The organism is Acinetobacter sp. 3657, assembly GCF_031456775.1.
Taxonomy (GTDB): Bacteria; Pseudomonadota; Gammaproteobacteria; order Pseudomonadales; family Moraxellaceae; genus Acinetobacter.
In genome coordinates, this window is record NZ_JAVDVH010000002.1 from 159,290 (window position 1) to 181,352 (window position 22,063).

The 22,063-nt window shown below is 40.9% G+C and carries 22 protein-coding genes; 16 read left to right on the top strand and 6 right to left on the bottom strand.

Features of this window, described 5'->3' with window-relative positions; genetic code table 11:
- Window position 1 precedes the first annotated feature (1 nt).
- Window positions 2-709 carry a nitroreductase gene (locus J2Y37_RS03970; RefSeq protein WP_349031940.1) on the bottom strand — a complete coding sequence of 236 codons (708 nt, stop codon included), beginning with the start codon at window positions 707-709 and terminating at the stop codon, window positions 2-4.
- 424 nt (window positions 710-1,133) lie between these two features.
- Here J2Y37_RS03970 and J2Y37_RS03975 point away from each other — a divergent pair, with 424 nt between their 5' ends.
- The 5 genes from J2Y37_RS03975 to sbmA all read left to right on the top strand — a co-directional run bounded on the left by J2Y37_RS03975 (window position 1,134) and on the right by sbmA (window position 7,957).
- A complete protein-coding gene (locus J2Y37_RS03975) occupies window positions 1,134-2,474 on the top strand; it encodes a DcaP family trimeric outer membrane transporter (RefSeq protein WP_349031941.1) in 1,341 nt (446 codons plus the stop codon).
- Window positions 2,475-2,655: 181 nt separating this feature from the next.
- Entirely contained in the window at window positions 2,656-3,891 is a 1,236-nt protein-coding gene (gltS, locus tag J2Y37_RS03980; RefSeq protein WP_349031942.1) for a sodium/glutamate symporter, read from the top strand.
- A gap of 96 nt (window positions 3,892-3,987) precedes the next feature.
- Window positions 3,988-5,463: an alanine/glycine:cation symporter family protein gene (locus tag J2Y37_RS03985; RefSeq protein WP_005195436.1), complete on the top strand. Its 1,476-nt coding sequence runs from the start codon at window positions 3,988-3,990 to the stop codon at window positions 5,461-5,463.
- Between the two features lie 131 nt (window positions 5,464-5,594).
- On the top strand, window positions 5,595-6,578 hold the full coding sequence (locus tag J2Y37_RS03990; RefSeq protein ID WP_349031943.1) for a patatin-like phospholipase family protein: 984 nt from the start codon (window positions 5,595-5,597) through the stop codon (window positions 6,576-6,578).
- Between the two features lie 185 nt (window positions 6,579-6,763).
- Window positions 6,764-7,957, top strand: a complete 1,194-nt coding sequence (gene sbmA, locus J2Y37_RS03995) for a peptide antibiotic transporter SbmA (protein ID WP_349031944.1) — start codon at window positions 6,764-6,766, stop codon at window positions 7,955-7,957.
- 93 nt (window positions 7,958-8,050) lie between these two features.
- Here sbmA and J2Y37_RS04000 read toward each other — a convergent pair whose 3' ends face one another.
- Both J2Y37_RS04000 and J2Y37_RS04005 read right to left on the bottom strand, forming a co-directional pair.
- The gene (locus J2Y37_RS04000; RefSeq protein WP_349031945.1) at window positions 8,051-8,566 is read right to left on the bottom strand and encodes a chromate transporter; all 516 of its coding nucleotides are present in this window, start codon (window positions 8,564-8,566) and stop codon (window positions 8,051-8,053) included.
- Window positions 8,563-9,135 carry a chromate transporter gene (locus J2Y37_RS04005; protein WP_349031946.1) on the bottom strand — a complete coding sequence of 191 codons (573 nt, stop codon included), beginning with the start codon at window positions 9,133-9,135 and terminating at the stop codon, window positions 8,563-8,565. The genes J2Y37_RS04000 and J2Y37_RS04005 overlap by 4 nt, the downstream gene beginning before the upstream one ends.
- Before the next feature lie 100 nt (window positions 9,136-9,235).
- Between J2Y37_RS04005 and J2Y37_RS04010 the strand changes: the two genes are divergently transcribed.
- The 5 genes from J2Y37_RS04010 to J2Y37_RS04030 all read left to right on the top strand — a co-directional run bounded on the left by J2Y37_RS04010 (window position 9,236) and on the right by J2Y37_RS04030 (window position 13,774).
- Window positions 9,236-10,138 carry a LysR family transcriptional regulator gene (locus J2Y37_RS04010; RefSeq protein ID WP_349031947.1) on the top strand — a complete coding sequence of 301 codons (903 nt, stop codon included), beginning with the start codon at window positions 9,236-9,238 and terminating at the stop codon, window positions 10,136-10,138.
- Window positions 10,139-10,218: 80 nt separating this feature from the next.
- Complete coding sequence (locus J2Y37_RS04015; RefSeq protein WP_349031948.1) at window positions 10,219-11,289, top strand: DUF1176 domain-containing protein; 1,071 nt, start codon at window positions 10,219-10,221, stop codon at window positions 11,287-11,289.
- 81 nt (window positions 11,290-11,370) lie between these two features.
- On the top strand, window positions 11,371-11,892 hold the full coding sequence (locus tag J2Y37_RS04020) for a hypothetical protein (RefSeq protein WP_349031949.1): 522 nt from the start codon (window positions 11,371-11,373) through the stop codon (window positions 11,890-11,892).
- Between the two features lie 239 nt (window positions 11,893-12,131).
- Complete coding sequence (locus J2Y37_RS04025) at window positions 12,132-12,743, top strand: hypothetical protein (RefSeq protein WP_004669372.1); 612 nt, start codon at window positions 12,132-12,134, stop codon at window positions 12,741-12,743.
- Window positions 12,740-13,774 (top strand): ATP-binding protein, encoded by a 1,035-nt coding sequence (locus J2Y37_RS04030; RefSeq protein WP_349031950.1) that lies wholly within the window; start codon window positions 12,740-12,742, stop codon window positions 13,772-13,774. Before J2Y37_RS04025 ends, J2Y37_RS04030 begins: the two co-directional genes overlap by 4 nt.
- Before the next feature lie 45 nt (window positions 13,775-13,819).
- Here J2Y37_RS04030 and gatB read toward each other — a convergent pair whose 3' ends face one another.
- From gatB to gatC, 3 genes are read right to left on the bottom strand one after another with little or no spacing between them, the layout of a single operon-like run.
- The gene (gatB, locus tag J2Y37_RS04035; protein WP_349031951.1) at window positions 13,820-15,304 is read right to left on the bottom strand and encodes an Asp-tRNA(Asn)/Glu-tRNA(Gln) amidotransferase subunit GatB; all 1,485 of its coding nucleotides are present in this window, start codon (window positions 15,302-15,304) and stop codon (window positions 13,820-13,822) included.
- Complete coding sequence (gatA, locus tag J2Y37_RS04040; protein WP_349031952.1) at window positions 15,304-16,782, bottom strand: Asp-tRNA(Asn)/Glu-tRNA(Gln) amidotransferase subunit GatA; 1,479 nt, start codon at window positions 16,780-16,782, stop codon at window positions 15,304-15,306. The genes gatB and gatA overlap by 1 nt, the downstream gene beginning before the upstream one ends.
- A 53-nt stretch (window positions 16,783-16,835) precedes the next feature.
- A complete protein-coding gene (gene gatC / locus J2Y37_RS04045) occupies window positions 16,836-17,153 on the bottom strand; it encodes an Asp-tRNA(Asn)/Glu-tRNA(Gln) amidotransferase subunit GatC (protein ID WP_004669364.1) in 318 nt (105 codons plus the stop codon).
- 136 nt (window positions 17,154-17,289) lie between these two features.
- On the opposite strand from gatC, the gene J2Y37_RS04050 reads away from it, so the two are divergent.
- The 6 genes from J2Y37_RS04050 to J2Y37_RS04075 all read left to right on the top strand — a co-directional run bounded on the left by J2Y37_RS04050 (window position 17,290) and on the right by J2Y37_RS04075 (window position 22,048).
- Window positions 17,290-18,333, top strand: coding sequence for a rod shape-determining protein (locus tag J2Y37_RS04050; protein WP_228128687.1), 1,044 nt, complete (start codon window positions 17,290-17,292; stop codon window positions 18,331-18,333).
- Between the two features lie 17 nt (window positions 18,334-18,350).
- Complete coding sequence (mreC, locus tag J2Y37_RS04055; RefSeq protein WP_004669359.1) at window positions 18,351-19,208, top strand: rod shape-determining protein MreC; 858 nt, start codon at window positions 18,351-18,353, stop codon at window positions 19,206-19,208.
- Window positions 19,195-19,689: a rod shape-determining protein MreD gene (gene mreD / locus J2Y37_RS04060; protein WP_004669357.1), complete on the top strand. Its 495-nt coding sequence runs from the start codon at window positions 19,195-19,197 to the stop codon at window positions 19,687-19,689. The genes mreC and mreD overlap by 14 nt, the downstream gene beginning before the upstream one ends.
- Complete coding sequence (locus J2Y37_RS04065) at window positions 19,677-20,243, top strand: Maf-like protein (protein WP_349031953.1); 567 nt, start codon at window positions 19,677-19,679, stop codon at window positions 20,241-20,243. Before mreD ends, J2Y37_RS04065 begins: the two co-directional genes overlap by 13 nt.
- 42 nt (window positions 20,244-20,285) lie before the next feature.
- Complete coding sequence (gene rng / locus J2Y37_RS04070; protein WP_349031954.1) at window positions 20,286-21,740, top strand: ribonuclease G; 1,455 nt, start codon at window positions 20,286-20,288, stop codon at window positions 21,738-21,740.
- Between the two features lie 134 nt (window positions 21,741-21,874).
- A complete protein-coding gene (locus J2Y37_RS04075; RefSeq protein WP_004669351.1) occupies window positions 21,875-22,048 on the top strand; it encodes a PA1571 family protein in 174 nt (57 codons plus the stop codon).
- The last annotated feature ends 15 nt before the right edge of the window (window positions 22,049-22,063 follow it).

The following is a 22,063-nucleotide window of genomic DNA, read 5'->3' on the forward strand; positions in this document are numbered from 1 at the left end:
ATTATTCATCTACAAATACAGTGAAGTTTTCTACGGGTTCACGCGGCGTAATAAAAGTATTCACGATATGGTCTGGATCGGCATAGCCCAATGCGACGGCACAGACCAGATCTTCATCTTCAGGCGCGCCAAGCACTTCTAAAACGATGGGGTGAAAATGGTTCCAAGCCGCTTGTGGACACGTATCTAAACCACGTGCTTTTGCTGCAATCATGACGTTTTGGATCATCATGGAAATATCCATTTTTGCACCAATCCCCATGATTTTATTTACGGTAAAGTATAAGGCGACAGGCGCATCAAACAATTGAAAGTTACGCAATTGTTGTGCAGCCATTCGGTCTTTTTCACCTTTTTGAATGCCGAGTAAACCGTACAGTCCCCAGCCATTTTCACGGCGACGGTCAATAAATGGCGAAATCCACGTTTCAGGATAGTAAGCAAAAGTCTCTTGATAATGTTGTGCCAGTTCTGGTTTTTGAAAAAGTTCAACTTGTGCCGTACAAACACGGTCAATCATTTCCGCTCGTTTTCTCCCTGTGACCACATAGACTTTCCATGGCTGTGTGTTTGTGCCTGAAGGAGCACGACTGGCAACAGCGAGAATGTCTTTAATGGTTTGGGTATCAACAGGGGTGTCCAAAAATGCACGTACTGAATGGCGTGATGTAATGGCATTATCAACGTAGCGGACCTGTTCCATGTTCATAAAAACTCCTGATATTTCTTTGATCTTTCTCATCTGATGAGACTATAAAGCAATCATGACTTTTTGAGGATGATTTTTAAACCATGAATTAAGATTTGTTTGAAAAATAATCGACCGCGTTGGGGTTGGTGAAAATAGAATCAGTTTTTTTCTATTCGATTTCTTTTTGTGAAAAAGAAATTTATTTATAACACAATGAAATAGAAATAATATTTAGATAGATATGTTCCAAGTATTCTTGTTCTTCCCATAAAAAAATACACACAATATTCTAAATTTATGCATAATACGCCCTTTTTAAAAATTGATTAGGCTTTCCTTGCTGATAAAGGTGAGGGGGATTTTCCATGTTAAGTGTATTAAATTTACCCAATTTTATGCTTATGGAAAATGTTGAAATATACACCAGACAAAGGAGCTTCTTATGAGTTCAACTCTCATCCGCAAGCCGTTCGCAGTGCAAGGTTTGGCAATGATCGTTGCAGCCTTGATGATGAACAATGCACACGCAAGCAGTGAGCAAGAGCAGATTCAACAGCTTCGCGCTGAAGTAAATGAGTTAAGGGCTTTATTAGAACAATATCTACCTCCAATAAAACAACAAAGTGATGCCCCAAAAGTTGTAGAAACACCAACTACAGTTATCGCAAATAATGACAATGCCCAGAAAGTTACAACAGAGGCGACGCAAAAATCCCCTCTAGGCTTTAGCACGGCTTCAGGTGCTCAAGTGCAACTTTATGGTTTCCTACGTGGTGATGCTTCCTACCAAGTAAAAGGTGGTGATGGCATATTCAACCGTATTAACAAAGTTGATCTGGAAGGCCAAGAAAAAAATAGCGATCGTTTTTATAGCACAGCTACCGTGACCCGATTTGGTCTTGATTTTAAAGCACCTGTCGAAGGCGCCAAGGTTAGTGCTAAGTTAGAAGTCGATTTTCGTGGTGGTAGTAGTAATGATACGATACGGATTCGGCATGCTTATTTGACTTATAACGACTGGTTATTTGGTCAAACCACTTCAACGTTCTTGGCAACTGATGTACAGCCAGAAATGCTGGATTTTAACTCACCATTAGGTATTGGAACCTTCCGCACCCCGATGGTACGCTACAGCGGTAAATTGGATTCAGATATAAGTTATGCCATTGCTTTGGAAAAGAGCAATGATGATAATCGAGTACCCGCATTCACTTCTAAACTGAAATATGACTTTGCAGAAGGTAAAGGTACCAGCTCAGCACGTGTTTTATTGACTGAAGCACGCAGCAAGGCCGCTTTTGACAAAGATCATAAACAAATCAGTGCCAATGATTCAGACTTGGGTTGGGGTGTTGCTGTTGGTGCAAAATATAAGTTCACTGATGCATTACAGGCAATGATTGACTATTCACATGTCAAAGGTGACAGCAAGTTTTTGCTGTATAGCAATAATGCCTTTAATGTAAATCCAAATAATTTGGATATACATCTCAATGAATTTGATGCATTTACAGCGGGTGCAAGCTATCAAATTACGCCGAAACTGCGTAGTACTTTAGCTTATGGCGCAATGTTTGCAGATGATAGCAATGACTTTGCTAAACAGGCTGTGACCGATGCAACACAAAACAAAACTTTGCAACAAGGTTGGTGGAACGTCATGTATTCACCAGTAACACCAATTACGTTTGGTTTAGAGTATATCTATGGTGAACGTAAGACCTTTGATGGACAAAAAGGTAAGGATAGCCGTGTAGGAGCGATGGCGCGCTATAACTTCTAACCTATCCTGCGGTGTAATCATCCGTGAAAATGAGTTGATTTGATAAACGCAGGGTTCTTACAAAGAACTGTATGCTTTTTATTAAGTTGATTGAGTTTTCACTCATTTTGAGAGTTACTATTTCATTGTTTTATTAGATGGAAAAACGTCGAAAAAACGAATGAAATAAACGGAAGAAGATATGGAATTTACTTTTAATGGTTTTTATACCTTAATTTCGGCGGTTATCGTTTTGTTATTAGGGCGTCTGCTCGTCAACAAAATTGATTTTTTAAAGCGTTATAATATTCCTGAGCCAGTCGCTGGTGGTTTAGTTGCAGCAGTATTGTCATTACTGGTTCATTCATTCTTTGGATACAGTATTATTTTTAGTAGCCAATTACAGACCAGCTTTATGTTGATCTTCTTTGCTTCGATTGGTTTAAGTGCCAACTTTATGAAGCTAAAAGAAGGCGGTATTGGACTGGTATTGTTCTTAGGCTGTATCGCTGCCTATATCGTCGTTCAAAATGCCGTGGGTATGAGCTTGGCTTCACTGCTTGGTGTTGATCCTTTGATTGGTTTGATTGCAGGTTCTGTGACCTTGACCGGTGGTCATGGTACTGCGGGTGCTTGGGGTGAAATCCTAGAAACTCAATATGGTATCCAAGGTGCATTGACCTTAGGTATGGCAAGTGCGACTTTCGGTTTGATTATCGGTGGGATCATCGGTGGTCCGTTAGCCAAGTTATTGATCAACCGTCATAGTTTGGCACGTGCCAAGACACCTGCTCAAATCCAAGATCGTGATACTCATCCAGATCCGCACCCTGATGATTTGGCGCCATTTGAAAACCCACATCAAGTTCGTTTGATTACTGCAGACAACGCGATTACGACCTTAGGTATGTTTGCGGCTTGTCTTGCATTTGCAGAATTTATGACAGGGTATAGCAAAGGCACATGGTTTGAGTTGCCAACGTTCGTATGGGCGCTTGGCGGCGGTGTGATCTTACGTAATATCTTAGAAAGTGTGTTGAAGGTCGATATCTTTGATCGTGCAATCGATGTATTTGGTAATGCATCGCTTTCGTTATATTTAGCAATGGCACTGTTATCACTGAAACTGTGGCAATTGGCAGATTTGGCTGGTCCATTGGTTATCATTTTAACCGCGCAAACATTGGTTATGGCATTGTATGCTGCATTTATCACCTTCCGTGTCATGGGCAAAAACTATGATGCTGCGGTATTGGCAGCAGGTCATTGTGGCTTCGGTATGGGGGCAACACCAACCGCCGTTGCAAACATGCAGGCGATTACCAATATGTATGGACCGTCACATAAGGCATTCTTAATTGTTCCTTTGTGTGGTGCGTTCTTTGTTGATTTAATTAACGCAACAGTGATTCAAGTGATCTTGAAATTCTTTGCCTAAGTCGAATTAAAAAGCCCCTTTGGGGGCTTTTTTGATTTATCCATTGTTAATCGGCTATGTCCATTGATACATAGCATCTGCAAAAGCGAATAAGTGATGAATGAAAAATTAAATGCCACGCTGATGTCGTGGGTACAATTCTTGAATGATCCACTTTGGAATTTCTTGGTTATTTTACTGGTTGCTGTTGGACTGTTTTATACCTTAATTACAGGTGCAGTTCAGTTACGGTTATTCTTGCAAAGTATCCGCGTGATGAAAGGTAGCCGTAAAGAGTGCAAAGATGATCATGGAATTACCCCTTTTCAGGCTTTTGTAACTGGACTCGCCAGTCGTGTTGGCGTGGGTAATATTGCAGGTGTTGCGATTGCGATTGCGATTGGTGGGCCGGGTGCTGTTTTTTGGATGTGGTTGACTGCCTTTTTGGGGATGAGTTCAGCATTTGTTGAGTCGTCATTGGCTCAGTTATTCAAAGTCAGAGATCATCAAAATAAGCAATTCCGTGGTGGACCCGCATACTATATTACTCAGGGTTTAAAGCAAAAATGGCTCGGGGTGGTGTTTGCACTTTCACTTATTCTCGCTTATGGCTTTGTTTTTAATGCTGTTCAAGCAAATGCAATTATTGGTGCAACCTCACATGCTTGGGGATGGGATAAAGCCAATGTTATCTTGGGTTTAGGCGGTCTTGATTTAGAGGTTTCTTGGCTCGGGATCGTGCTGGTGATCATGACTGCGCTGGTGATTTTTGGTGGTATTAAGCGTATTGCGAAGGTTGCAGAGAAGATTGTGCCTTTCATGGCACTTTTATACATCGGGGTTGCTTTGTACATCGCGATGATTAATTTCCCAATGCTACCTGAAATTTTTAAATTGATTTTCACCAAAGCATTCGAGTTTGAAGCAGCGGCAGGTGGTTTCTTTGGCGCCATGATCTCTATGGCGATGATGTTGGGAATTAAACGTGGTTTGTTCTCAAACGAAGCAGGTATGGGGTCTGCACCAAATGCAGCAGCTGCATCTGATGTGAAGCATCCTGTAAACCAAGGTTTGGTGCAAATGCTCGGTGTATTTGTTGATACCTTTGTGGTCTGCTCGTGTACAGCTATTATTATTATGGTTTCAGGTTTGTACCATGAAGCTGGTTTTGAAGGTGTGACCTTAACTCAAAAAGCATTAGAAAGTCAGATCGGTGCTTGGGGTGGTGGTTTCCTTGCAGTTTTACTTTTCTTGTTTGCCTTCTCATCAATCATTGGTAACTATGCTTATGCAGAAAGTAACGTCAGATTTATCAATAACAATGCAAAACTGATGTTTATTTTCCGTGTCATGGTCTTAATGATGGTCTACTTCGGCGCGATCACCAGTGTACCATTGGTGTGGTCGATGGCTGATTTGTCGATGGGCTTGATGGCAACCATTAACTTGATTGCGATTGTATTATTGACGCCAATCTTCTTGATCCTATTGAAAGATTATACCGCTCAACTTAAAAAAGGCGTTAAAGAGCCTGAGTTTAAGATTGATAATTATCCTGAGTTGAAGAAGAAAGTCGATTCAGATATTTGGTAATGTTTTAAGCTCAAATAGCTCCTTTCGAGGGGCTTTTTTATGAGGTTTTGCTGAAAAAATACAAAAAAATGCTACATCTTTTTTTCAATGCAGTCGTTAGAATCCGACCAGAAATTAAATAAAGATGGCAAATGTCGCGTATGAAACAACTTGGGTTATGGACACTTGGACTTTCAGTCATGATGTTAACGGGCTGTCAAACCACCAAACATCTATCGCCAATTGTTGAAGATGCTCAGGCGCATGTGGTCAGTCAACCTTTCGCTCAGATCAAAAAGCAAAAACGCCCTGTGATTGCATTGGTGCTGGGGAGTGGCGGTGCGCGTGGCTATGCGCATATTGGTGTGATTGAAGTTTTAGAGCAGCAGGGGATTCGTCCCGATTTTATTGTGGGCACAAGTGCTGGGAGTATTGTTGGTTCAATCTATGCCAGTGGAAAAAGTGCAGCTGAATTGCGTGATATTGCTTTAAAGTTAAAAGCCAATGATGTACGCGATGTCAGTGTCAGCCTCAAGGGTTTCTTTGATGGGAAAAAGGTCGAAGATTATGTCAATGAGCAAGTGCATAATACTCCGCTACAAAAACTTAAGATTCCAATGTATGTGGTAGCAACAGAATTAAAAGAAGGTAGTAAGACAGTCTTTAATTATGGCAATACGGGGCAGGCGGTACGAGCATCGGCTTCTATTCCAAGTATGTTTGTTCCAATCAAAATTGGTCATAGTGAATATGTCGATGGAGGGCTGGTCAGTCCAGTGCCTGTACAGGTTGCACGCGATTTGGGTGCTGATGTGGTGATTGCAGTCGATATTTTGGCACAACCTGTTCATACCGAAACCACCAATGTTTGGGGGCTATTCAACCAAAACATTAATATTATGCAAGGACGTTTGGCGGAAGAAGAACTTAAATATGCGGATATCGTGATTCAGCCTGATCTCCGTGAAAAGGTGCATATCTTTGATGTCAAAGGACGTGAAATGACCATGCAGGCAGGCGCGGACGCTGCCAAAGAAAAGCTCTCAGATATTCAGTTAGCGATTCAAACCAAGATGCGTCCTAGTTCTAAAACTCAGCAAAACCTCACTTTAAAGTTGAATGACTTAGCGCCATAACTTTGATTGTTTTTAGCAAAGGATTGCTTTTATCTAAACAAATAAAAAATGTCTTACAAAATGCTATGAAAAGTTTGAAAAAACAGGTAAATAACTACATTAGCAATCCATCAGACTAATTTAAGTTTGAGGTTATAGCATACAACCATCCGTCTATTGCAGTACCACAAGGATCGTTCAGTAAGATGTTTAAATCTTTTTTCCCAAATCCACGTTATTTTTTTGCTTCATTGTTATTGTGGGTCATCATTAACATGTTGTTATGGTATTCAGGTGGAAAAGAATGGGGGATATATCTTGGCTTTTCAGAGGGATACCATGAGACAGCTTTACCCATTGATGTGAGCCGTTTTTGGTCTCCAACATTTCTATGGTTCTACCTTTGGTTTTTTGCGGCAACAGCATTATTTGCGATTTTTTGGCGATTTTTCTCCGACAATAAATGGCAGCGTTGGTCAGTTTGGGGTTCAGCATTTATTCTGTTTAATATCTGGTTTGGGGTACAAGTCAGTGTCGTGATTAATGCGTGGTATAACCCATTTTATAATCTCATCCAAACCATGCTATCTAGTGGCGGTGGCGATGTACAAGATCTCTATTCAGGTGTCATGACCTTCCTATACATAGCGATGGTCTACGTGACTTTTGCTGTGTTTAACTTGTTCTTTGTGAGCCATTATGTTTTTCGTTGGCGTACAGCCATGAATGATTTTTATACATCACATTGGGAGCGATTAAGACATATTGAGGGAGCTTCACAGCGTATTCAAGAGGATACGATGCGTTTTGCGAAGACGACGGAAACACTTGGGGTTAACCTCGTCGAAGCACTTTTAACCTTGATTGCTTTTTTGCCCATCTTGGTACAATTATCGGTACATGTAAAAGAATTACCTATAGTAGGTGAAATTCCACACGCCCTTATGATTGCTGCAATTGGTTGGGCAGTGTTGGGTACAGTTGTATTGATGGTTGTTGGTTATAAGTTGCCGGGATTGGAGTTTAATAATCAAAAAGTAGAAGCGGCCTTCCGTAAAGAATTAGTTTATGGTGAAGATCAGCATGATAGGGCACAACCACAAACACTTAAGCAGCTTTTTTCCCAAGTACGCCAAAATTATTTTCGTTTATATTTTCATTATGCCTACTTTAATTTAGTTCGTATTTGGTATTTGCAGTTAGATAATATTTATGGGCTTTTTATTTTATTCCCATCGATTGCTGCGGGTGCTATTACCTTAGGATTGATGATGCAAATCTTAAATGTCTTTAATCAGGTACGTAGTTCATTCCAATATCTGATTAGTTCATGGCCAACGATTATTGAGTTAATGTCGATTCATAAACGTTTAAGAGCATTTGAAAAAACGCTGGGCTAAATCAGACCTTACACAAAATAGAGCTGTATCTTGAAAGCTAGAGAATCTAACTTTTGGGATACAGTTCAAATCGCGGTAGTGGATAAGATCTTATTATAAAAAACAGATCCCTAATCCAGCCCCAAAAGTCATGACCCATAATGGATGTATTTTCTTAAATAAGCCCAGTATTGCGGTCAAAATTACAATTAAAACCAGCAGTAGGTTTTGAGCAGAAGCATCGGCGATTAGCCATGCACTGACCAAAACCAAGCCGACTGTGATGGGTTTAAGTGCTTTTTCAAAACGTGCACGTAAAGGGTGATGTTTGAATCGTTGCCAAAACTTGAGCGCATAAATGGTAATAATAGATGATGGCCCAAACTTAGCGATGGATGTCACAATGAGTCCCGCTGGACCTGCAACATGCCACCCGACTAATGGAACGACCATCATATTAGGTCCGGGGGCCGCCTGTGCCATCGCAAATAATGAACTAAACTGTTCGGCTGTCATCCATTGATGTACCGTGACAACTTGATGCTGCATTTCTGGCAAGATCGCATTCCCTCCACCAAAAGCAACCAGCGATAGTTGTGTGAATACCATTGCAAGCGTGAGCAATATCATGATTTTTTCACTCCCAACACCAACATATTTATCGCCAGTAAAATAACCAAGATCAGCAGCAACGGTAGCTTGACCCACAACATAAAGATAAAGGTCAGAAAAATCGTGACAATGGTTAAACGTTTTTTAAAAATAGGTTTCAACATTTTTATGCCCGTTGCAAAAAGTAAGCCTGCTGCGGCAGCGGCTAAACCTTGAATCAGATGCTTAACGCTCGATAAATGTTGAAAATGCACGTAGGTCTGATAGATCAGTAACACAATGATGGTTGGAGCAGATATCAAGCCAAGTACAGAACTGACTGCACCTTTCGCACCTTGGAACTCCATGCCGATCGCCACTGCCATATTGATAATATTGCCACCGGGTAGTACCTGACAAATCCCCAGCAGATCTGTGAATTTAGCCTCATCTAACCATTTTTGTTCTTCTACGATGACGCGATATGCCAGTGGCAGAACCCCACCAAAGCCGATCAATCCCAATTTCATAAATCCCATAAACAGCGCCTTATTATCAGGTGTTGTAGATGATGATTCATGTGCTATTGAAATGGCTTGAGCTTTCATTAGGAGTTTTTCCTCATTGACCTTACTGATGATAGGATGGTGGAATAGTGATATATTTACAAATGCTTTATTTTTCCTTATCTATACTTTTAAGGTATGTATGATTGATATTCATAAACTCAAAGCTTTTATTGCAGTTGTTGAGGAAAGCAATATTTCCAAAGCAGCTGTTCGCTTGCATATACAACAACCGCCACTGACGCGTCTGATCAAAAGTCTAGAGAAAGATTTAGATACCGTGTTGTTAAAACGATTGCCGCGTGGTGTTGAAGTGACAGAAGCAGGCAAGGCCTTATATCAAGAGGCGCTGACGATTTTGGATCATGCGGAGTCAATTCCCCGAAGAGTGCGTAATATTGCGCAAGGAAAGGAAGGTCAGATTAATATTGGATTTACTCACTCTATTGGTTTGCACCCTTTTTTACCTGCTTTGTTGCGCCAATATCGAGAGCAATTTTCTGCTGTTGCCATTCACTTAGAAGAGGACAGTAGTAGTGCTTTGGTGGATGCGGTGATCAATGAAAAATTAGATATTGCCTTCCTGCGGAAACCAGCACCGATACACGCCGATTTGCACAGTTTATATGTCTTAGATGAACCTTTAGTTGTGGCTTTGCCGAGCAACCATCCTTTGGTCGAGCAGCAAGGAGCAATTCATTTACCTGACTTAGAAGCTTATGAGTTCGTGTTATATCGCCGTCTAGGCGGGCAAGACTTATTTGATAATATTTTGGCAAATTGCTATCAGGCAGGATTTAGTCCAAATATTGTCCAAGAGGCGCCACGTTTAACCTCAAGTCTTAATTTGATTGCGGCAGGGATTGGGCTTTCGATCGTACCAGCTTCTATTCAAGAGTTTTGGAACAAGCAGATTGTCTATCGTCCTTTAGAAGCGGATCAACCATGCATTGCGCCCATTTATGCAATTTACCGAACGAAAGAAAAAAGCGTGCGAGTTAATCACTTTCTGAGGTTATTAAATACGAGTAGGTTAAGTGCTTAGGCATCTGCTTAGATTGTGATTAGAAAAAGCGTTAAACTGCTATTGAGATGAATAATAAATAAACCAAATAGAGAAAAGCCATGAAAAATTTGCTGTCAGGTTGTTGTTTAGTTGCGATGAGCTCCGTTGCTGTTGCCCAAGAGATAAAAGGAATTGCTTTTTTTCATCAAAATTGGGAAATGTATTGCAGCAATACAGGTACTTGTCGTGCGGCTGGCTATCAAGCGGATGCTGGAGGGGATAATCCAGCTTCATTACTTTTGACACGCCAAGCAGGTGCGAAGCAAGCGGTGACAGCCAAGTTTGCTTTAGCGCTATATGATGAACAAAGCATTCCTGCTCATAAATTGAAAAATATTCGATTCTATCTCAATGGAAAAGACTTGGGACAGGTGACGGTGGATGGCAATGAATCGCCCTTAATGGGAAAACTCTCTGCATCGCAAGTCACGGCTTTATTGCAACAGGCGCAACAAAAATCAGAAATTGTATTTAAAAATGCGTCTTTCCAATGGCAAATCTCGGACGCTGGTATGACGGCGACATTATTGAAAATGGATGATTTTCAGAAGCGTGTCGGAACAGTAGGTGCATTGGTGAAAAAAGGTAAGGGTGATGAATCCAAAGTCTTAAAGGCTCAGCCTAAACGAGTGATCAAGCGGGTCAATACCGCAACTGAGCCTTATTTGACCTTGCAACCGAGTAACAAGCAATACCCATCTATTTATCAGCGTTTAATGGCAGCTCAACCGACTCCAAAAGAGGAGGGTTTCTGTGAAGGGACTTATGATTATGCTCGTGATGGTGCACAATCTCAGCCGATCCAACTTTATAAGTTAAGTAATCATAAAGTATTGGCAATGAGCTTATGCTGGCGCGCCGCTTATAACGAAGGTTATGGTGCGTGGGTGTTGGATGAGTCATTAAAGGGTAAAGCTACTTTTGTGACTGAACATGCTTCTGATTTTGGTGCTGGTGTGATTGGTAGTGCGCAAAAAGGTCGAGGTGTTGGGGATTGTTGGTCAAGTTCGGAGTGGGTTTGGGATGGTCAAAAGTTTGTTCAAAGTAGAGATATGTGGACGGGAATGTGTAAAGGTTTAGCTGCTGGTGGTGTGTGGGAGTTGGATTTGATCGAAGCGGTTGTGAAATGATACCTACCGTTACACAGTCACACTGATGAGCATACTATGGCTATGGTACAAAGAGACAGATTACAATTTGGAACTGTGCTTATGTCTCGTGTTTATATTTCTCCCCGTCGTAAATTTTCTCATTTAGGTCGTTCTGTATTGATGGCTGCGGCTGTTTTGGGTACAACGCAAGTGACTATGGCAGGACCTACAGTTGATCAACTCAGTGATTGTCTGGTTAAGGCGACCACGGCAGCTGATAAAACCACGGTATTGCAATGGACGTATAGTGCTTTAGCGGCACATCCTGATTTGAAAACGTTTAGTAATGTCACGCCTGAGCAGAAAACTCAGCTTGATCAAAAGTTGGCACAAGTTTTACAGCGTGTGATCGTGGAGCAGTGTTCAACTCAGACCAAAGCGGTGATTCAGGCTGAGGGTATTCAAGCAGTTGGAGAGGCTTTTCAGCAGTTAGGTCAGAGTGCGGGTGAGGATATTGTCAAAGACCCAGCGGTGAGACAGCAGTTGCAAGGCACGCTTCGTTATATTGATTTAAATAAGTTAGTCACGACTTTTTTAACACCTGATATTTGGAATAAGTTGGGTGTGTTAAGAGGGCAGTGATTTTTATAACCTTGTTTAATTTGTATTTGAGCCTTTACTTTAAAATTCTCTTAAAAATGGGGGTAATCATTTAGTCTAGAGCTAAATAAGAATTTCATTATTTTAATAGACTGTGGCAGCTTGTGAGGTGGAAGCTATCGGGGAGATTTTATAAATGCAAGTGATAATAAGAAATTAATTTATTGTAATAAAATTCTTTTTTGTTAGAATTCTAAAAAAACTAACATTAAGAGGGTGTTATGGAGTGGTATTACTGGGCGTTTTCAGGCATTGGTGGTGTGGTATTAACCTTATATTTTACTTTTTTTAGAAGTCCAAAAGATGCAGTAACTCAACAAAATACCAATAAGAATGGTACTCAAACTAATAACAATGGGAGTAACAATACTACTCAAGTTGTTAATATAGGGGCGGTTCAAGTGAAAGATGTAGAGGAAGAAAAACAAGTTCAGAAAATGGATATTAGTACATTGAAGTCCAAAGTTAGAATATTGTTTATTGATGATCAGGACTTTCCAGTTATTAAGAATTTAAAAAGATCAGGTTGGAGTGTTGATCATCTTTATAAGGTTGATGATATTGATCACCCTTATATTATAGCAAGTCATATTCTTTTTGTGGATATTAATGGTGTAGCTAAAGATTTATCAGATGAAGATGGAATTGGATTGGTTAAAGCTTTAAAGAAAAAATATGCAAGTGAAAAAAAAGTTATTATTTACTCTGCTGAATCTGATGGAGATAGATTTAATGAGGCTTTTAGATTGTGTGATGATTTTTTGCCCAAGCAATCTGACTATTTTGAATTTTCGGGGATAGTTGAGAAATATTCGCAAGAGATTATTAAGTGAAAGATATAGTTTTTTATACGTATTGTAAAAATAGTCATGATAATGTTTTAATTAATACATTACCTTGCAGTGAAATGGATAGGCTTAATAAATATTTGGTCACTGGAAATGATAATGATTTAAAATGTATTAATTCAAAATATAAAATTATTGATATAGAAGGCTATTTTATTTATGTAGTTGCAAAAAATAAAGGAAGATTTCCAGTTTCTAGAAACTCTTTGGATTTATATTTAGAATTATTGATTGAAGTTTTGTCTAATATTGATGAGGCTGTGGATAAAATTAAAAATGATACAAGACGTATTTTACATAATGTTGTTTCATTAAATAGTTTTAATAATCAAGAGTTTGATAGTATTTTTTCTCCAGAGGAAATGGTTGGGTTATCTCATAAGAAAACGATAACTTTCATGGAAGATGAAGTTAAGAAAAAGCCAAAAAGTGTGGCAAAATCTATTCTTAAGATTAATAAAAATAGTAGTGAAATAAATTATGAGCTAGATATTTTTAAATATATTTTAAACCCAAATTATGTCTTAAGAAAAAGTAATCAAAATATTCATCGTGTTACGAAAAGAATATTGGATACTTTTTTCTTGGATTTTTTGGATAAAGGGGTTGTTGTTGAACTTAATACGGAAAATGATGAGAAAATTGAGTGTGAATTGAATTTTGATTGTCTTCGTTATGCTATTTATAATATATTTCATAATTCTTTAAAGTATTCAAAAAAAGATAGTAGTATTGCTGTTGATATTTATAAGGAACTAGATTCAATATGTATTGAATTTAATATGATTAGTCTTAAAATAAAAGATAATGAAGTGGATAGAATATTTTATGATGGATATTGTGGTGATTATTCAAAGATAAATGGATCTAATGGAGATGGCGTAGGGTTATATATGTCAAGCTTGATGCTTAAAAAAATTAATGGCAACATAACTCTTGAACGTAAAGAAGAATATTTTTTTAATAACAATACATATCAAAGAAATATTTTCAAGATTAAGGTGGACTTGGAGTAGTAAAAACCCGCTCTAAAGCGGGTTTTCTTTTGAACTCAGATGGTATTAACCAATCAACTTCTTCATCAATTCATTCACTTGCGCAGGGTTAGCTTTGCCTTTTGCAGCTTTCATCACTTGACCGACAAGACCGTTAAAGGCTTTTTCTTTACCAGACTTGTACTCTTCGACCATTTTTTCATTGGCTGCAAGTACTTCTTTAATGATCGCTTCAATCGCACCTGTATCGGTTTCTTGCTTCAAGCCTTTCTCAGCAATAATGTCATCCGCAGATTTTCCTTCTGCTTCCCACATAAAGCCAAACACTTGCTTCGCGATTTTTCCGTTAATGGTGTTATCTACAATACGTGCCACCATGCCACCGAGTTGCTCAGCAGAAACAGGAGAATCTACCAATTCTAGGCCCGCTTTGTTTAAAGCACCTGAGAATTCACCCATTACCCAGTTAGCCGCGATCTTACCTTGTTTCGCACCACCCGCAGCAACCACAACAGCCTCATAGAAGTCTGCTATTTCGCGTGACAGGGTCAACACATGTGCATCGTATTCAGTCACGCCAAAGTCAGCGATGAAACGTGCACGACGTGCTTTAGGCAACTCAGGAAGCGCAGCGCGAGCCGCTTCGATCTGCTCATCAGCAATGATGACAGGAAGCAGGTCAGGGTCAGGGAAGTAGCGATAGTCGTTCGCTTCTTCTTTCGAACGCATCGAACGCGTTTCCATTTTCACTGGATCGAACAAACGTGTTTCTTGGTCGATCTTTCCGCCGTATTCCAGAATTTCCATTTGGCGTTCAATTTCAACATTGATCGCTTGCTCAATGAAGCGGAATGAGTTGAGGTTTTTCAACTCACAGCGTGTACCAAATGGCTGATCTGGACGACGTAAAGACACGTTACAGTCACAACGGAATGAACCTTCGGCCATGTTGCCATCAGAAATACCCAACCAACGCACTAAAGTGTGAATCGATTTGATATAAGCAACCGCTTCTTCAACCGAACGCATATCAGGTTCAGAAACGATTTCAAGCAATGGTGTACCTGCGCGGTTTAAATCAATCCCAGACATGCCTTCAAACTGGTCATGGATCGATTTACCTGCATCTTCCTCAAGATGTGCGCGTGTTACGCCTATACGCTTGACCGTGCCATCTTCAAGTTGGATATCAATATGACCCAAGCCAACGATTGGATTGTCCATTTGGCTGATTTGATAGCCTTTTGGAGAGTCAGGGTAGAAATAGTTCTTACGTGCAAACACAGATGCTTGGTCGATATAAGCATCAATCCCTAAACCAAAGCGAATCGCAAGATCAACCACTTCTGCATTCAATACAGGCAATACACCCGGCATCGCCAAATCAACGAGGCTGGCTTGCGTATTTGGGTCTTGACCAAATTCAGTCGATGAACCTGAGAAGATTTTTGATTTGGTGGCAAGCTGCGTGTGAATCTCGATGCCGATAACAACTTCCCAACCGTCAATCAGATTTGATTTTGGTTTAGCCAACTTTTGAGCTTCAGTCATTATGCAGTCTCCTCAGCAACGCTAGCGCGCTTGGTATGCCAGTCTGTGTTTTGTTGATATTGATGCACAATCGAAAGCAATTGTGATTCTGACCAGTAGTTACCAATCAACTGTAAGCCGACAGGCAAGCTTTCTTGATCAAAACCAACAGGGGCGTTAATGGCTGGAAGACCTGCCAAGTTCACCGCGAGGGTATAGATATCGCCTAAATACATTTCAGTCGGGCTGAGATTCGCACCGATTTTATACGCTGTAGTTGGCGCAGATGGCGCAGCGATTACATCGACATTTTCAAATGCTTTTAAGAAATCTTGTTGGATCAGACGACGTACTTTTTGTGCTTTGACATAATATGCATCGTAATAACCAGCAGAAAGGGCATAAGTACCAATCAAGATACGACGTTGTACTTCTGCACCAAAACCTTCTGAACGTGAACGCTTGTACAAGTCCATCAAGTCCACAGGATTTTCACAGCGGTAGCCATAACGTACACCATCAAAACGTGACAGGTTTGATGATGCTTCCGCAGGAGCGATCAGGTAATAAGTTGGAACATAGGCTTCAGTCATGTTGAGATCAATCTCAACCAAGCTTGCACCCATTTCTTCAAGCTTTTTCAATGATTCTTCGACACGAGCTTTGACCTCAGCATCCAAACCAGAGACGTTGAAGTATTGCTTAGGAATACCAATGCGTAAACCTTTGACCGATGTAGCGTTCAAGTTGGCAACGTAGTCATCAACTTCTTTATTGATAGAGGTTGAGTCTTTGGCATCATGGCCTGCGATTACATTCATCAAGTAAGCACAGTCTTCGGCAGAACGTGCCATTGGACCGCCCTGATCCAGTGATGATGCATAAGCAATCATCCCGAAGCGAGAGACACGACCATAAGTCGGTTTTAAGCCCGTTAAACCGCAGAATGAGGCAGGTTGACGGATTGAACCGCCAGTATCCGTACCTGTAGCAATCGGCGCGAGATCAGCCGCTACAGCAGCAGCAGAACCACCTGATGAACCACCCGGTACATGATCAAGTGCCCAAGGGTTGACTGTTGCACCAAAGTAAGAGCTTTCCGAGGTTGAACCCATGGCGAATTCATCCATGTTCACCTTGCCTAATGTCACAAGACCTGCGGCTTTGGCTTTGGCCACCACAGTTGCATCATAAGGTGAGATGAAGTTATCCAGCATTTTTGAACCAGCAGTGGTTTTGATGCCTTTGGTACAAAAAATATCTTTATGCGCCAGTGGAATACCTGCAAGTACAGATGCATTGCCAGCTTTTAATGCAGCATCAGCGGCATCCGCTTCAGCCAAAGCTTGTTCTGCTGTAACCGTCACATAACTTTTTACTTTTGTGTCAATTTTGGCGATACGATTTAAATAATGTTCAGTCAATTCACGTGATGAAAATTGGGCTTGTTGTAAGCCTTCAGAGAGTTCACGAATTGTTAAGCGATGTAAATCTGTCATATGAAAAATTTCTTTACATTCTAAATATAAAATATTGACTAATCGAATAAAAATTATTCAATTACACGAGGGACTAGGTACAAACCTGCTTCTGTCGCAGGAGCGACCGCTTGGTATTCATCACGGTGATTAGTTTCACTCACAACGTCAGTACGTAAGGGTTGTGGGTGATCAAATGGGCTTTTTAAAGGTTCAACATCATCGGTGTTAATGCCTTTTAATGTTTCCATCATACCTAAGATTTTATTCAAACTTTGAGCATATTCAGCAGATTGCGTGTCATTTAGGGATAAGCGAGCCAAATTTGCGATTTGCGATACAGTTTGCGCATTTAGATCCGCTGTCTGTGACGCATCAGATGATGTAGACATAACTTTACCTAATTCAGTATCAAAAAAATTCAAAATATAGTGCGTTATAATAAGCGATTGACTTGTTCAAATCATCACATTTAGTTAAAGTTGCCACCTTGTATTCACACAAAGTTTAATTGAGAACGCCCCCGTGATTCTAAAAAGACTACTTGGCTTGTTTTCGCCGGATTTAGCCATAGATTTAGGTACTGCAAATACACTTATTTATGCACCAGGCCGTGGCATTATATTAAATGAACCGACAGTTGTGGCGATTCGTCACAGTGGTTCACAAAAAATAGTTGCTGCTGTTGGTCTTGATGCTAAACAAATGTTAGGCCGTACCCCAGCGAATATTTCAGCCATTCGTCCCATGAAAGATGGTGTGATTGCTGATTTTGAAGTTACTGAAACGATGCTGCATCAGTTTATCAGTAAAGTACATGAAAAACGCTTGTTCCCCAATCATCCAAAAGTTGTGGTCTGCGTACCATGCAAATCAACTTTGGTGGAACGTCGCGCGATTCGTGAAGCCGTATTTAATGCAGGTGCGCGTGAAGTTCGTCTGATCGAAGAGCCAATGGCTGCTGCGATTGGCGCAGGTATGCCAGTTGAGCAAGCATGTGGTTCGATGGTGGTTGATGTTGGTGGTGGTACCACTGAAATTGCCATTATTTCATTACAAGGTTGTGTCTACGCAGATTCTCTACGTATTGGTGGTGATGTCTTTGATGAGCAAATTATCAATTATGTGCGTAAAGCGCATGGTTGTGTGATTGGTGAAACCACGGCTGAAGTCATTAAGAAAGAAGTCGGTATGGCGATTGCAGATTCAGATGGCAAAACGCTTGAGATTGAAGTGCGTGGTCGTAACTTGGCTGAAGGTGTTCCTCGTGCCATTACCGTGACTTCTGATGAAATTACCCAAGCGATTACTGATCCATTACAAAGTATCGTCAGTGCGGTGAAATCAGCACTTGAACAAACACCGCCTGAACTCTCATCTGATATTGCAGAGCGTGGGATCGTACTGACTGGTGGTGGTGCCTTACTCCGTAATCTCGATAAATTGATCGCACAAGAAACAGGCTTACCTGTCGTTGTGGCAGAAGAACCGCTGACCTGTGTTACGCGTGGTGCAGGTAAAGTATTAGAGTTCTTTGACAATCCAAACCATGACATGCTGTTTGTTGGTTAATTCATAAGGAATAGGCGGTGCAACCGAATCTTTTTTCAAGAAAACCGCCCTCTTTTCGTTCGTTTGTTATTGCGGTCATCACATGTTTGGTCGTGCTTTTCTTTGATTGGCGCATGCCGCATGTGGTTCAACCTGCCAGAGAAGTCTTGTACGCTGCGTATAATCCAATTTATGCGCTGGCAAGTTATCCAGTACTGTCGCGTGAATGGCTGAATCAACAAACCAAGTCTGAAGCTCAGTTGCGCCGTGAAAATACCGCGATGCAAGCTGAGTTATTGCAAGCACAGGTTCGCTTGCAAAAACTTTCAGAACTTTCTGCTGAAAATAATCGATTGCGTGGTCTACTTGATACCCCATTGATTATTGATGGGCGTATGCAAATCGCCGAAGTGATTGGTACAGATGCAGATCCACTACGTCATATTATTATTATCAATCGTGGTGCGCTCGATCAACTTAAAATCGGTCAGACCGTTTTAGATGACAAAGGGATCATGGGACAGATTATCGATGTCTATCCGCATAGTGCCCGAATCATGTTGCTTTCAGATAAAGAACATTCCTTATCGGTACGATTAGAGCGTACAGGAATGCGAGCGATTGTGTCTGGTACTGGCGATTTGGGACAGCTAAAAATGCAATATGTGCCGACCAGTGCAAATATTAAAGTGGGCGACAAAGTTTTTAGTTCTGGTTTAGGTGAGCATTTTCCAGCAGGTTATTTAGTTGGAACAGTGTCTAAGGTCAGCCGTCATAACTCGGGTGAGTTTGCTGAAATTGATGTCATGCCGACTGCACAGTTGGCCAGTGGTCATCATGTCGTGGTTCTGTTCTCAGAATCTTTGGCAAAGGAGCAGCCTTATGCCGATCGCTAAATTAAATTACGCCAGAACCAATAAAGACCCACTTTGGATGATTATTCTCTCCATTGTGATTGGGTCGGTACTGATGGTCTATCCATTGGCTTATGATACATCTGGATGGCGACCGTCGGTAATGTTGATGATCACGCTATTTTGGATTCTCTATCAGCCCGTTTGGTGTGGTATTTGGTTCGCATTTGCGATGGGGATCTTTGTCGATTTATTGTTAGATGCACCGCTTGGCTTAAATGCCCTGAGCTTTGTTCTGATTTGTTTTTCAACACGCTATTTTATCCGTGAACGTCGAATTTTGACCTTTGGTAATTCATGGGTGATTGCGATTATTGCCATTACTGCACATATTACCTTTTTGTGGGTGGCTCAGACGATTGCAGGTACACATTTCTCAATTGCACGTCATTGGCAACCGCTCATTACGGGTATACTTGCATGGCCTGTCATTTATTATTGTTTACATAAATGGCGAATATAATTTTAGCATCCAGCTCACCTCGTCGACAGGAGTTGTTACAGCAACTCGGTTTGGACTTTCAGGTTTTTAGTCCAGAGGTGGATGAAACGGTGTTCGCAGGTGAAACCGTCGAGCACTATGTGGAACGTTTGGCGAGAGACAAAGCCAAAGTTGTTTTAACGCGTTATCCTGAAGCAATCGTGATTGCAGCAGATACCAGTTTGAGTTTTGCTGGAAAGATTATAGGTAAACCCGAGTCAAAGCAGCACGCCTTTGAAATCTGGTCGACGCTTTCAGGACACTGGCATGACGTGTTTTCTGGACTATGTGTTGCTCAATCCTCTAAGATGCTCAGTACAGTTGTAAAAACTCAGGTAGAGTTACAAGTGTTGAGCCATGCAGAAATGGAAAAATACTGGGCAACGGGTGAGCCGATCGGAAAGGCTGGGGCATATGCGATACAAGGGATTGCTGCACAATTTATACCTCAGATTCGTGGCAGTTATAGCAATGTTGTTGGTTTACCTTTGCATGAAACAGCACAGTTATTAGAAAGCATAAAGGCATTTCGCTGATACTTTCGGATATAAGAATTTTTATAAAGTTTTGAGTTGGTTATGGCTGAAGAGTTGCTAATTAACGTCACACCGATGGAATGTCGTGTGGCATTAATCGAAAATGGTACGGTCAATGAGCTATTTGTTGAACGTACAGTAAAACGTGGGTTGGTCGGTAATATTTACAAAGGTAAAGTTGTACGGGTATTGCCCGGCATGCAGGCGGCTTTTGTGGATATCGGTTTATCGAGAACTGCCTTTTTACATATCAATGATATGGTCTGGCCGCGTTCACAGCCAACCCCAAATGTTTTTGAACTTTTGCATCCGGGGCAAATGCTTACGGTTCAAGTCATGAAAGACATGTTGGGGACCAAAGGTGCACGTTTAAGCACGGATCTTTCTATTCCATCGCGATATCTTGTGCTTATGCCTTATGGCAATCATATTGGGGTATCCCAGCGTATTGAATCTGAGGAAGAACGAGATCGACTGCGTGGCATCATTGAGCATATTCAGGAAGAACATCTTCTTCCTGGTAGTGTGATTGTACGTACGGCAGCAGAGGGTGTGGATGAAGCTGCTATCGCCCAGGATATGAATTATCTAAGTAAACTTTGGGAATATATTCAACGCAAACAAAAAGAAGTTGCGACACCAGAAATCATTTTTGAAGAATTGCCACTTCCACAGCGAATTGTACGTGATCTTGCAAGTGGTGAAACCGCTAAAATCTATGTCGATTCACGTGAAATTCATGCCAAACTTAGTGACTTCGTCGATGAATTTGTACCGATGATCAAAAACCGCCTGATTCACTATCCGGGGGAAAAACCATTATTTGACTTGTATAACGTCGAAGAAGACATCCAAAAAGCATTGCAAACGCGCGTCGCACTTAAATCTGGTGGTTATCTGATGATCGACCAGACTGAGGCAATGACCACGATCGATGTCAATACAGGTTCTTATGTTGGTGGTCGAAGTTTAGAAGATACGGTTTTTAAAACCAATATGGAAGCCACACAAGTGATTAGTCGGCAACTCCGCTTGCGTAATTTGGGTGGCATTCTGATCATTGATTTTATTGATATGCAAGAAGCTGGGCATCGTGAAGAGGTGATGCGTCAGTTTGAGAAAATGCTCGAACGTGATCATGCGAAGACTAAAATTACTCAAGTTTCTGAGCTTGGTTTAGTAGAAATGACACGTAAACGTACGCGTGAATCATTGGAACATTTGCTTTGTGAATCCTGCCCAACCTGTCAAGGACGAGGATATGTGAAAACAGCAGAGACAGTATGTTACGAAATATTTCGAGAGGTCATGCGATATGCCCGTGCATTTGACTCCAAGGGTGGCTTTACTGTCGTTGCGCATCCAGCGGTGATTGATCGGCTCTTAACAGCAGAAGCCCCAGCCGTGGCGGATTTAGAGCATTTTGTGAACCGCGTCATAAAATTTCAAGTTGAAAATCTATATACGCAAGAGCAATACGATATCATTTTAAGCTAAAGTTGTAACAAGATTTCGCTTAATCCTTGTTACAACTGAAATTTTACTTTCTATCATGAATTTTAAATACTAGAACCATAAGATTAGCCATAGGCATTTTTCAGTGCTTTAGCAAATATAATGAGGTATATAATATGAATGTTAGTAAAAGATTAGTGAGTCACGGTTTTAAGCATGTTTTGGACAGCACCCCTGTAAATACATGTTACATGGTCGATAGCCAAGGTAAAGAAGTTCCGATTACCACGGCGATGATCCGCTCTGCTTGTCATCAACTGCTACAACGGTGTCGCGCAATTAAAAAATAAGGGGCTATGAAAAGC